Origin of the sequence: Parabacteroides sp. ASF519, assembly GCF_000364265.2 — a bacterium.
Taxonomy (GTDB): Bacteria; Bacteroidota; Bacteroidia; order Bacteroidales; family Tannerellaceae; genus Parabacteroides; species Parabacteroides goldsteinii.
Genome location: NZ_AQFV02000006.1, coordinates 116,971 through 129,708 on the forward strand (window position 1 = coordinate 116,971; position 12,738 = coordinate 129,708).

The following is a 12,738-nucleotide window of genomic DNA, read 5'->3' on the forward strand; positions in this document are numbered from 1 at the left end:
TATTAGTTACAAAGATAATATTTATTTCCAGTAAATACAAAAAGGACAACTATCGAAAGTGTCAATGTATCTATATACCACTCTGCTCCCCATACTCCTTAATTTTCGCCTCACAAATCCGCTTCGTTATATCCCTAAGCAATTCGACTTTTGGGATAAGCGCATCGATATCCTCTTTAGTCACGACGAAGTGAGGATTATACCGGGCATCCACATAAGCGGCTTTTAATAGTTTAAAAAGTCGTTTCTCTTCAAGTGTGTTTTGAGGGAATACAGTACTCAGATCATCGGAATAGCGCCTGGTGGTAGAAGATAATTTGGATAGATTATGTTGTTTGTTATTTCGCAAAGTAAATGTCAATCGGATAGCATAGTAATAATTTTCACAGGATTGATGAAGATAAAAAGATGCCATTTGATACCTATCTCTTTCTTTATTTGTTATGGCATCATCAAAAAAGAAATTTCCTTTTTCAAACTTCTCATTAAAATAATCCTGTGCCTGTTTCTTTATCTCATCAAAATTGAGTTTTCTCCTACGGGACAATTTGTATTTTCCACTATCATAAAGTATAATTCCTTCCTGCTTTATTTGTGTATGGAAATACCGACCCTCTTCAATAAACTTATTAAGCTGCTTAATATCATCGTTGATAAACTCGACCGGAGTGTCGCGGTCAAAATCTTTTCCGGCAAAGAAGATATCTTCTACGTTATCCAGGATGGTTTCCGTTTTTTTGCTGTTTATTCCGCTTGTTATCACGTAGATGTCATAATCTGAGATTTTAACGGTAGGAATACCGCCGTCTTCAATTCGTATGCTACGGCGAACATAATTACCCCTCGCATAACTTCCATACAGAATAATAAACTCCGTCTGAGGTAAGCGACGAAGTATCTCCGTTACAAGAAAATTCAGTTCTTCCTGTTTGTCTTTGGGCAGATAAGCGATTGAATCTTTCATTATGCTTGATTATGTACAACGTTAAAATACAAAAGTACAAAAAAAGCAGAATTGCCTTTAGCTTTTTGATTCTAAATCATATATTTACACAACGTTCCTGTTTTTATTTGTTTTGTTTGATAGTACAGAATGAATAAGTCTATATAATACAGGCAATTAAAATATCATAGTATTAATATAAGCTCGATTCCTCCGAATCAGGCTTAGAAAGGAACGTATTCATATGGACAATAATAATATAACTGGAATAAAAGGCTATTACTATCTGCTACAACAAATTACTTCTTTATTAAATCTGTCATTACCAGAAATCAGACAGAAATATATAAACTATCCATATTGCTTAATTGACTATTTCGAAAAAAATGTGGAAGAAAAATCGATCGAGATACGATTTGACCAGGAAGCATTTACGATGACTTGTCTTTTCAGCAACGAAGGTAAATGTGAGTTTGTTTATTTATTCCCTGATAAAAATGAGTATGTAAAGGGGTTCATCTCTTATCTGGAGATAACCCAAAACTACGACTATTTAATGAATAGATGGGCGATACCAGGTTGTTACATAAAAGCGAAGGCAATAGAACATCTATCCAATAATATTTGCCTGATGTTTTATAATTAACCGGTAGTCCCTAAACCATAAGAAGACTATAGCAAAAGCCTTTTTATACTTTCTTACAGGCACGGATTATACGGATTTGACAAATTGCTTATTTATCTAAACAATGAAATCTGTATAATCCGTACTTGAATTATATTATTATGAAGAACTCACGAATATCAAACTGTCAATTCAACCCTCCTATGGAAAGGCTGCACGGGAGAGAATCAAGACCTGCTACCTTTTACATCACTGTCAGCAACTTAAGAAATAACATATCATCTTGCCTGAAGCAAACAAAACAGCATTATGCTGCCCATATCAAATAAAACAAAACAATCGACCAAATATTTATCGTATACACTACATATTGTCAATCCACTTACAACACTCATCTGCCTTGTTATAGAACACAAAAAGTGTTATTCAACATGCTTTTATACTACAAAATAGCTTCAAAAGAGGCCATAATCAACACTTATTAACAAAGAATTTCCCTTTAAATAAATCCCTATCTCATTTAAAATGAAAAAAAATTCGTTTTAAACGAGATGGAAAATCCTTTTAAACGAATTGCAAAAGTCATATACCTAAAGGGGATTGTTAAATATTGTATTCAACACTCTTCTATAACACTAATTTGACATAACATACAAGTTACTAAAAGAGCTATAATGAAATCTTTTTATTCAAAAGAAAAGCAATATTACCTCATTTTGTCAAATTCCATAATTTCACTTCAAAAGTTCGTGTTGTCATCTTATCATTTCACGTAATATCCCACTTTAACACATTGCATTAAAGGATAAAACAGCTGTTTTCCAAATATTTACTATCTTTGGAGATGAGTAAAAATTGTATTCTTAGAAAATACAATTGCCACAATGGAGTCTTAAATCAAATAAAAAGAAAAGACATATGCTTGAATCCAAAAACGTTGATAGAGCAGGTACTACTTTCGGCAATATTCTGACCGACAGGTTGATTATACGGTTAGCAAACCCGGATGATGCGGAAGAAATATACGCTTACCGCTCTGATACTATTGAAAACCAATATCAGGGCTGGTTCCCCGAATCTGTGGAGGAAGTTCGTAATTATATAACCAATATGCCGGTGACTATAGATATAGCCGACATATGCTTTCAATTTGCCATTCTTACCAAGAATGAAAACCGTCTGATCGGAGATTTGGGAATAATCTTCACAGGACACGAAAGAATGCAGGTAGAGGTCGGTTGTACGTTGAATAAAACTTTTCAAGGCAAAGGATATGCCACCGAAGCATTAACGGCAATGGTAAACTATTTTTTCACAATCCTAAAGAAACATCGTATTGTAGCATCTATTGATCCAAGAAACACCGCCTCTATCCGACTTATCGAACGACTGGGATTCAGGAAAGAAGCTCATTTCAAAGAGAGTTATTTCCTTCGTGGCGAATGGGTAGACGATATAATTTATGCCATGCTCGATAAGGATTGGGGTAACAAATGAATACTTACACTTTTTCCAATGCTGCGATCATATTTTTCTTCGCTTATATGTATCTCTATATTCCCGGAGCAATTGATTGACCATAGCATCACCACCTTCAAATGTTCTCATCCGCTTCAACATGCGGGCTACACAATCATAAGCAGAGGAATGAGTTATTAAAGCCTCTTCCTCTACATAGTCATGGTAAATATCCAATATCTCTTTTTCGAAATGTGGCTTTAGAGAAAATTCTCGAACGAGCCAAGTATTTTAAAGAAAAGCTAAAGGTATTGTTTCCGGCTGATACGCAGCAAACGGAAAGGGCAGGAATAATCATTTGCCTTACGTCGTTAGTCCTGAATATTCGTTTTGCGGAACGGATGCAGCAGTTACAAGACAATGATATGAAATACCGTTATCTCCTGATGAAATGAAAAGCGGACGGGAAAAGCCTTGATTTGCTGGAGATGAATTTTAACCGGAAACGGGATAATGTATTTATTCAAAGCGTAACAGATACGGTTATAGATTTTGAATATCGTAGCAGGTTGTCATCTTCAGGCAGCACCTTGAAGAGGTGGTTTATCAAGTTGCCGTTTAAACTGCTCGGGATATTTTATTTGCTATTCTAAAATGTGTATTTCATTATTTATTAGTCCTATTGCTTCATCAATGAGATACCAATAAGACATTTTCACTTATATTTCAGTGAGAAAGTAGTTTATTCTTGTGTCTTGGGTACAACAACAGTAAACCATTCACAAAGCAACCTTGTTTCTCCTGTGAGTTTTAACCCAATTTTCTTTAATATAGAAGAATAGTATTCTGTATGAATTCTTTTCCAATTTTCTAAACTTACATCTCCTTCTTCTATTGAAAATTTTTCTGTAATACTTTCGAATTTTACAATTTCAATTTTAGTAATTTGTATTATACAGATTTCTTTATTGTGTGAATCAAGTATAGAAGCAAATTCATTTACTTTTATTATATCTTTGTATTCATTGTAGTGATAATCATATAAAGATGAAGTCGCTGTTTTTTTTCCTGATAATACTTTCATTGCTAATTCATCAGCATTACATCCAAACTGAATTTTATGTTTTATATCCATTTTAATTGTGTTCTTAGTTGATTGATATTAAAAATCGCAGATAATCTAATCAGTATACAACCTGTGTTATAGTTCATTTGCAGTTAGCAGAAGGCATTATATAATAAAGATGCAAAGTAAGGCAGAATGCAGTAAAAAAGTCTTGAAAAAATTCAAGACTCTTTTAATAATATTTTTTTTCGGATATGGCTGACGGTCTCAGGAGTAACACCAATAAAAGACGCAATTTCTTTTAGAGAGACTTCTTCTTTCAAATTGGGACACCGCTGCATTAACGTTATGTACCTCTGTTCTGGAGAATCACAATATGCCTGCAGCATTCGTTTGTATGCCATTTTAAACATAGACTCTGCTACATTACGCCCCAATCTCTGTGTATCTGCGTTCATTTCTAAGAAATCAATTAATTCTTTATATGTTAGTTGATAAACTACACAATCTGTAATGGCTTGAATGCTTACAAGTGCTGGTTCTCTATGGATAAAAGAAGCATAATCACAAACAAATTCTTTCTCGAACGAAAAACAGACAATACGTTCATTTCCAGCTTCATTCATGTAAGTATATCGAAATGAACCATTTTCTATCCATCCAGCAATTAGAGATGGAAAATTTTGTTGCAAGAAGTATTCCTTTTTTGTGTATTCAACTCTTTTGCCTTTTTCTAAGAAAAACTCTTTGAGAATTGTGTAACTATTTAAATGTGATATTGATAAATTGACCTCTGACATAGTATTTCTTTTTGCCTGATGCACAAAGATATAAAGAATATCCTATAAAAGCCTCTTTTTTAGAACAAGTGCGTACATTCCTTTTTCCTAAAACATCTTTTTTAATTTAGAATTATCCAAATCATTTATATGGGATTAAAAATTTCATTTCTATATTGACTTTGTTTACTTCAAAATTAGAAAAAACATATAAAGCAAAGTTCAAAAATTGTTGAATACTCGTTCCACATCCCCATGAACAAGAAAGATGTTTCGAATTTTCCATTGGTGAATTGTTCGATCTACCTTTTATTCCCAATAGTACCAACCCCAAAGAGGAGGAGTTCAGAAAAAGGTAACCACTTCTTTGTGTATGTTCAAAATAATTACCGCCTAAAAATCATATCTTTGCAAATATAAGCGGATTATAAGATGGTGAACTTCAATGAATACATAAATGAGATTGATTTCTCAGAATTCAAAAAGCACTTTTTAGAAAAGGGAAAGTCAATCGAGATTAAAAAGAAGGATTATTTTGTTAGACAAAATGAGCCATGTAAATATGTGGGATTTGTCGAAAGTGGCATTTTTAGATATACTCGTATTGATAATGCTGGTAACGAACCTATTGTCGGTTATAGTTTTACCGAAGATTTTGTGTGTGATTACCCATCACTGATTAAGCACATGGGGTCATTAACCAATATTCAAGCTGTTACAGATTGTTCTGTGTACGTGTTATCTATGAAAGAACTGAATGATTTTTGGGAAACAAGCATAAATACTCAACGTTTTGGTAGATTGGTAGCAGAAGAAATTTTTGTAGAAATGTATCAACGGCTACTTGGCTTTTACTGCGACACAGCAGAGCAGCGTTATGTTGCGCTACTAAAGCGCTGCACAAACCTCCCCCAGCATATTACTTTAAAAGAGATAGCCTCGTTTCTTGGTGTGACACCTGAAACCGTCAGCCATATACGAAGAAAACTACGGCAAAAATGAAAGTCTTGAAGTATTTCAAGGCTTTTTTTATTCATGTTCTCCAACTTTGCACGTATTATTATTCCCTGAATTATTATCAATTAAAATATAGTTATATGAAAAATTTATTCAGAACATTTGTAATACTGTTTTTGGCAATCGTATCCACTTCTTGCAGTAATGATAATGATGATTTTAGATTTGACTCTGAATCATTGAAACAGACGACATGGGAGGGAGTTAATCTCGTAACCGATGGAGATAAAACTATAAGGACAATTAACGTAGAGATGCAATTCTTTGATACACAGAATGGTCAATATATTCTTAGGGAAGACGGATTCGGAGCTGAGGTATATAAGTTTAACTATTCCATTGAAGGTAAAATTATGAATATAGAGGACGGACCTCTTTTTAGTAAACGTACTATGTTAGAATTTGCTAAAGATAGGATGGTATTAGAAGCACTTAGTTCATACAAGTCGACACTTACCTTAAATCGACGATATTAACGAAACTGTTTATCACCAATTATTACTGACATTTGATAATTAAAGGAAATTATAAGCAAGGGGGACTTATTCTCAAATTGGAGTGAAGTACCCCTTTGCTTGTTTTCAGAAGTTCGTAAAATTGGGGTTCAGGAAAGAAGCACTATTTCCTTCGTGGCGAATGGGTAGACGATATAATTTATGCCATGCTCGATAAGGATTGGGGTAATTGAGTAGGGGGAGCTAAATAAATATCCACATATTGTATTTCTAAACAAATTTGTTTATTTTTGTAGTGATATGAAAGATCAATTAGAAATATTGAAAGGTGTTCACCCTGGCTTATTTTTAAGCAGGGAGTTACGAAATCGTCAATTAAGAAGTGGTGCATTTGCAGAATCCATAGGAGTTCATCCTCAAACGTTAAGTGCCATCATTAAGGGACGAAGAAATATGAACATACCTTTGTCTCTAAAGATCGAGAGATCACTCCATTTAGACGAAGGACTACTAATGACCTTACAGGTTTATTATGATATTGAATTGGAAAAGAAGAAAGAAGCTCAATCATATCATCCTGATCTTTCTATATATCGTAAGATCTTGTTTTGGGATACAGACTTTGATAAATTAGATTGGAACACCAATAAACGGTATATCATTAATCGTATTTTTGAACGGGGAAATGAAAAAGAAATACTTGAAACAATTCGTTTCTATGGTAAAGACACAATCCTGTCGTTGCTGGACTTAAATAATAAGTATGCAGTCAATCTAAAATCTAACATTCAAAAATATCTGAATTATGCCAACTAAACTCAAATATCAAACAGTAACGCCATTACTAAAAAAGGTATTGACACAATTAATGTCCAATGACCTTTTTCACCCCTTCCAGCTTGTAGGTGGAACATCATTGAGTTTACAGTTAGGACACCGTATCTCTGATGATATAGATTTATTTACTGATTACGAGTATGATTCTATTGATTTTAGGGTTATTCAAGACTGGCTAAGAACTCAATTTGCATACTGTAACGGAGATTGTGGTGAAATTGTTGGTTTCGGATGTTCCTATATAATAGGTGACTCTGTTGACGATTCTGTCAAACTCGATCTATTTTATACAGATCCTTTTATTCGTCCTGCAAAAGTCATTGATAATATACGTCTAACGTCTTTTGAGGATATTATAGCCATGAAACTAGATGTAATCGGGCGTGGTGGACGAAAGAAAGACTTTTGGGATATTCACGAATTACATAATACATATTCGATAACTGAAATGTTAAACTTATATGTAGAACGTTTTCCTTACAATCATACGAAAGAAGAAATTATTCAAGGTTTCACTAATTTTGATATTGCAGATTCCGACCCCAATCCCAAATGCTTAAAAAAGAAGAACTGGCAACTGATAAAATTAGATTTCATTGATTGGCTAAAACAAACCTAGCAACCAGCACAAATCAAAAAATCCCTCTAAGAGCATCTTAGAAGGATTTTACATTTTGTGCGGCTGAAGGGACTCGAACCCCCACGCCGTGAAGCACCAGATCCTAAGTCTGGCGTGGCTACCAATTACACCACAGCCGCATTTGGTTTGCGGTGCAAAGGTAAATCTTTTTTATTAATCTGCAAGTATTTCGGGGGAGATTTTATTTATATCAGGCTCTGACAATTCTGAACCGGACAAAAGGCGTGAGATAGCAGCTTCTATAATAGTGTCTTTTCCTTTCTGCATATCTTCTTTGGTCATGGCTACTTCCTGATCCGGGTCAATGCCAAACTCTGTATGTTTCTTGTCTGCATCAAGGATCGGGCAAGCGGAAAAACGGACACTCCACCCTATGGGTAACTCCGTTGTAAAGGGAAAACCGCTACCACCTCCGGTACGGTCACCCATAATCATTACGTGGGGTAATAAACGCATCGTACTCACAAAATTATTCGTGGCACTGTAACAATGACGGTTCGTCAAAACGATAACCGGTTTCTGCCAACGAAGCCGGTCGGACGGAGAAAGATATAAAGGATAAGGAGTGGAAAAGTCATTATGCCCATTCCCTTTTTTATACATGACATAGCCGGTCAATATCTTTTCTTCCAGGAAACGTTGGGTGATCCGGTCCGAATTTGACATCGCACCTCCCCCGTTATTTCGTACGTCAAAGATGATACCTTTACAGTCTTTGAAATGCAGGAACATATTATCCAGATTACTTTCGCCTACCCCGCTGGAGAAATTACCATAGTAAACATAACCCACCTGGTTATCAGACAGACATTTATATTTCAGGCCACCGGCTATTTTATAATCTGTTCCCAGATAATTCTTCTGTATGTCCGAATCGAAATTAGCCGGATAATCCTCATACCAAGCCCAGTAACGGGCTACATCGAATGAAGAAAACAGATTCGTATGTCCGTCCTTCAGTTCCGCCAGCATTTTACCCAATACATCAAATAGGTCGTACTGGCTCATCTTATCATCGATCTGAACACTGTAACGGTCGTGCACTTCATCCCAATCAATATTCTTAAATTCGAAGAAACAATAATTCTCATCCAGAATCCGCCAAAGCGCCTCAAAGTTATCCCTGGGAGACGGATTATACTTATCCGCCTTCTCGCAAGCCGAAAGAAGGATACCCGTCAGGAATAAATAATATAGAATATGTAATTTCATTTTTTCGCTTTCAATAGTAGGCACTGCTGTACTTATGCCTCTGTTTCAGGCGTTTCCCTCCAAAGGAATAAAACTCCTTCACCAGGCCGATCATAAAGGAGTTGGATAAAACATGCGTCTTAATCCCGTTCACATCTGTCCGGTACATGCTGTTCAGATAGCCGGCCCTCACCGTAAAATTTGCTATCGGAAAGTCGAAGGTAAAATAATTCCTCATGGCGAACTTATTATGAAGCGAACTGAACTTTATCACACCGCTACGGTCTCCCTGGCTGAGATAATAATAAGGTTGACCTTTATGGATGGCAAACAGGGCACCGATAAACGGTATTTCCATCTGGTAACGGAAAGTCACCGGATAATTCCCGAACTTAAAACCATAAATCCCCATCGCCGAGAAGTTCAAATCCAGATCAGCCTTGCCCGAAGCCGGATTGTTCGTGTTACGAGTATTATAAATAAAACCACCCGACAAACGACCTGAAAGGCCTGTCAGAACTTTCAGATTCGGCAACAGGTTGGTAAATCGGTAGTGATATCCAAGCGAATAGTCCACAAAACCCACATAATCGGTTGCCACGTCCGCAGCATTCCGGGTAGATGCAAACTCGACATTGAGAAACTGCTGGCGCGATACCTTATAATCCGCCAGCCGGACAATCTTCATCCGTTCATTCTGTATCCGTACACCCCATCCCGTATATTTCGTTTCTATTCCGGGAGTCAGGTAGGTATCCATGACATTGTAACCGCCTATTCCTATCATCGTCGCCTCATTGACCGATCGCGGAATTTCGTCTTCCACATTTTTGTCTGTCTGAGCCGCAAGCGGAAACACCAGACAAAACGACAAAATCATCAGAGAGGCCAACGTCTTCATAGGCTATTCATCAAACAGCTTCATCTGCCCGGTTATTTCGTCTATAATATCCGAATCACTCTCTGTTTGCCCGGTATCGTCATTATCCGGATTACCTTCTCCACTCGTATCTCCCGGCTGTTCCGCAGGAGCGAAGCGGGTTGGTTCAAGCTCGTTGACTGTTTCCACCTCAAAGGTAGAGATACGTTTGCCTTTCGCTTTGAAGCCTTTCACTGCGATAAACTCTTCCGCGTCCAGCACAAGAGGCTCGCGGAAAGCGTCATGACCACCGAATACCACCTCAATACGGGGATAAACCTCATCGGTAAGCAACATCAGGCGGCTCTTCGGATTCTCACCCAGGAAGTTCTGCTTCTTGCTACCGGCTTCCAGCACGAAACGTTTCAGATACGGATATTTCTGGTCGGCATCATATAAAGCGGCCGTCCAAACTTTATTCGAGTTAAATTTCTCTATAATCTGTATATTGTCGTCGTAGTGATTGCTCAGATCAAAGTTCGTCGTATAGAAATCGCCGTTGCGTAAAACTACCAGGATCAGGTCATCGCTCTGGAATTCGCCCAGTTCGTCACCGCGACCGTCATAGTTCAGGCGCAGCACATCCCAGTCGAACCAAACCTGGCGTCCTCCCAACGTAGAACTACCCTTCTGTTTCAGGCTGATCTTATGCACATCCGCCTTTGTCAGGATATTTCCCATCGAGCCACGTCCCTTAATGGCGATCTCGCTGAAATCTTTTTCAAACACAAGCAGTTTCTGGCGGGGTTTCGGTTTAAGGATCACCTTGACCGTTTCAGCTTCCCCATTGGGGTTCGCACTGAAATATAACACCCGTGAACCCTCCGTTCCTTTCGTCACGTCATACTCCTTATCACGTGTCACACCGGTGACGGCAAAACGTTTGATGTAGTTATAACCGACTTTTCCATCACGGTAAATAACATTGTAAATAGTGCGGGTATCGTTACGTTTGAATACATTCACATACAAAACATCTTTCCCGACAAACATTTTATCGCTGACCTTCACAATCTTATACGTCCCGTTACGATAGAACAGGATGATATCGTCTATATCCGAACAGTTACAAACATATTCATCTTTCTTGAGGCTCATTCCCATGAAACCTTCCGCACGGTTGATATAGAGCTTTTCGTTTGCTTCCACCACCTTCGTTGCTTCGATCGTGTCGAAGTTACGGACTTCGGTCATACGCGGATAGTTCTTGCCATATTTCTCCTTCAACATGGTAAACCAGTTGATCGTATAGTCTACGATATTATCCAGATGATGATTGATGCGCTCGATCTCTTCACGAATCTGGGCAATCAAAGCATTGCTCTTTTCCGAGTTGAATTTAAGGATACGTCCCATCTTGATCTCCATCAGTTTAAGGATATCTTCGCGGGTTACTTCACGGATAAAATCAGGCTTGAACGGAGTCAGGCGCAAGTCGATATGAGCCACGGCCTCATCCATATCCTTCGAGTTTTCAAACTCTGCATCCTTATAAATACGTTCTTCAATAAATATCTTTTCGAGGGAAGCGAAGAAGAGAGTTTCTTCCTGCTCGGCTTTCTGTATCTGTAATTCGGTACGCAACAGATGCAGCGTATCGTCTGTCGAATGACGCAACACGTCGCTCACTTTGAGGAAGTGAGGTTTGTTGTCCATGATCACACAACAGTTGGGCGAAATGCTGATCTCACAATCTGTAAAGGCATACAAGGCATCGATCGTTTTGTCTGACGATACGCCCGGAGCCAGATGCACCAGGATTTCTACATCTTTCGCCGTATTGTCATCGACTTTCCGGATCTTGATCTTTCCCTTGTCGTTTGCTTTCAAGATGGATTCGATCACGGAAGAAGTCGTTCTTCCGTATGGAATTTCGCTGATTACCAATGTTTTGTTATCCAGCTTGGTTATTTTAGCACGGACTTTTACCGAACCGCCGCGCTCACCGTCATTATATTTAGAGACATCGACATAACCTCCTGTCTGAAAATCAGGATATAAAGCGAAGTCTTCCCCCTTCAGGTAAGCTATCGAAGCGTCCAGTAACTCGTTAAAATTATGAGGAAGTATTTTAGAAGAAAGACCTACGGCAATACCTTCCACTCCCTGTGCCAGCAGCAAAGGGAATTTCACCGGCAAAGTAACCGGTTCTTTATTACGCCCGTCATAAGATAGCTGCCAAAGGGTAGTCTTCGGATTAAAGACTGTTTCAAGAGCAAATTTGGAAAGACGTGCTTCGATATAACGGGGAGCAGCGGCACCGTCACCGGTAAGGATATTACCCCAGTTTCCCTGGCAATCGATCAGCAGGTCTTTCTGTCCCAACTGTACCAGCGCATCCCCGATAGAAGCATCTCCATGAGGGTGAAACTGCATGGTATGCCCCACGATATTGGCGACCTTATTATACCGTCCGTCATCCAAACGCCTCATCGAGTGCAAGATACGACGTTGCACAGGTTTCAGACCGTCATTGATATGCGGCACTGCACGTTCCAGGATCACGTACGAAGCGTAATCCAAAAACCAATCCTGATACATCCCCGACAGATGATAGGATACGCGGCCTTCTCCCTTCCCGGGTATTTTATATTCCGAATGTGTAGTAGAATCAGATTGCTCACCATTTTCCTGTGAGTCTGTATTTGTCTGTTCTATTTCCTCGTTCTCGTTTTCTTCTGTGAAATCTTCAATATCCTCTGGTTTCATATACTTATATGGTGCTCTATCTTCTTTTTCAGCCTCTGCCGGAAAGTAAATTCCAGCGTGTAAATATACGAAATATTGGCGAGATAATAAAAAAGCATT

General features: G+C 38.1%; 12 protein-coding genes, 1 tRNA gene and 1 pseudogene. 7 read left to right on the plus strand and 7 right to left on the minus strand.

Annotated features, from left to right (window positions below):
- Positions 1–70 precede the first annotated feature (70 nt).
- On the minus strand, positions 71–964 hold the full coding sequence (locus C825_RS00870) for a HEPN domain-containing protein (RefSeq protein WP_010801026.1): 894 nt from the start codon (positions 962–964) through the stop codon (positions 71–73).
- A gap of 367 nt (positions 965–1,331) precedes the next feature.
- On the opposite strand from C825_RS00870, the gene C825_RS00875 reads away from it, so the two are divergent.
- The 3 genes and pseudogenes from C825_RS00875 to C825_RS00885 all read left to right on the plus strand — a co-directional run.
- Positions 1,332–1,589 carry a hypothetical protein gene (locus tag C825_RS00875; protein WP_135033541.1) on the plus strand — a complete coding sequence of 86 codons (258 nt, stop codon included), beginning with the start codon at positions 1,332–1,334 and terminating at the stop codon, positions 1,587–1,589.
- An 897-nt stretch (positions 1,590–2,486) separates the two neighbouring features.
- A complete protein-coding gene (locus C825_RS00880; protein ID WP_010801028.1) occupies positions 2,487–3,065 on the plus strand; it encodes a GNAT family N-acetyltransferase in 579 nt (192 codons plus the stop codon).
- A gap of 305 nt (positions 3,066–3,370) precedes the next feature.
- Positions 3,371–3,679 (plus strand): annotated as a pseudogene (locus C825_RS00885) (hypothetical protein); the annotation flags it as partial.
- 89 nt (positions 3,680–3,768) lie between these two features.
- On the opposite strand, the gene C825_RS00890 reads toward C825_RS00885, so the two are convergent.
- Positions 3,769–4,161, minus strand: coding sequence for an ASCH domain-containing protein (locus C825_RS00890; protein WP_010801029.1), 393 nt, complete (start codon positions 4,159–4,161; stop codon positions 3,769–3,771).
- A gap of 152 nt (positions 4,162–4,313) precedes the next feature.
- The gene (locus tag C825_RS00895; protein WP_010801030.1) at positions 4,314–4,892 is read right to left on the minus strand and encodes a Crp/Fnr family transcriptional regulator; all 579 of its coding nucleotides are present in this window, start codon (positions 4,890–4,892) and stop codon (positions 4,314–4,316) included.
- Positions 4,893–5,303: 411 nt separating this feature from the next.
- Here C825_RS00895 and C825_RS00900 point away from each other — a divergent pair, with 411 nt between their 5' ends.
- From C825_RS00900 to C825_RS00915, 4 genes are all read left to right on the plus strand, one after another.
- Positions 5,304–5,873: a Crp/Fnr family transcriptional regulator gene (locus C825_RS00900; RefSeq protein WP_010801031.1), complete on the plus strand. Its 570-nt coding sequence runs from the start codon at positions 5,304–5,306 to the stop codon at positions 5,871–5,873.
- Positions 5,874–5,968: 95 nt separating this feature from the next.
- Positions 5,969–6,364, plus strand: coding sequence for a BSAP-5i family immunity protein (locus tag C825_RS00905; RefSeq protein ID WP_129698065.1), 396 nt, complete (start codon positions 5,969–5,971; stop codon positions 6,362–6,364).
- Between the two features lie 279 nt (positions 6,365–6,643).
- Positions 6,644–7,159, plus strand: coding sequence for a helix-turn-helix transcriptional regulator (locus C825_RS00910; RefSeq protein ID WP_121719534.1), 516 nt, complete (start codon positions 6,644–6,646; stop codon positions 7,157–7,159).
- Complete coding sequence (locus C825_RS00915; RefSeq protein WP_010801033.1) at positions 7,149–7,799, plus strand: nucleotidyl transferase AbiEii/AbiGii toxin family protein; 651 nt, start codon at positions 7,149–7,151, stop codon at positions 7,797–7,799. Before C825_RS00910 ends, C825_RS00915 begins: the two co-directional genes overlap by 11 nt.
- Positions 7,800–7,857: 58 nt before the next feature.
- On the opposite strand, the gene C825_RS00920 is transcribed toward C825_RS00915, so the two are convergent.
- The 4 genes from C825_RS00920 to C825_RS00935 all read right to left on the minus strand — a co-directional run bounded on the left by C825_RS00920 (position 7,858) and on the right by C825_RS00935 (position 12,639).
- Positions 7,858–7,939 (minus strand) — tRNA-Leu (locus tag C825_RS00920).
- Between the two features lie 34 nt (positions 7,940–7,973).
- Positions 7,974–9,032 (minus strand): S41 family peptidase, encoded by a 1,059-nt coding sequence (locus C825_RS00925; protein WP_010801034.1) that lies wholly within the window; start codon positions 9,030–9,032, stop codon positions 7,974–7,976.
- A 10-nt stretch (positions 9,033–9,042) separates the two neighbouring features.
- Positions 9,043–9,912, minus strand: coding sequence for a DUF3316 domain-containing protein (locus tag C825_RS00930; RefSeq protein ID WP_009860206.1), 870 nt, complete (start codon positions 9,910–9,912; stop codon positions 9,043–9,045).
- 3 nt (positions 9,913–9,915) lie between these two features.
- Positions 9,916–12,639, minus strand: a complete 2,724-nt coding sequence (locus tag C825_RS00935) for a DNA gyrase/topoisomerase IV subunit A (RefSeq protein WP_009860207.1) — start codon at positions 12,637–12,639, stop codon at positions 9,916–9,918.
- Positions 12,640–12,738 lie beyond the last annotated feature (99 nt).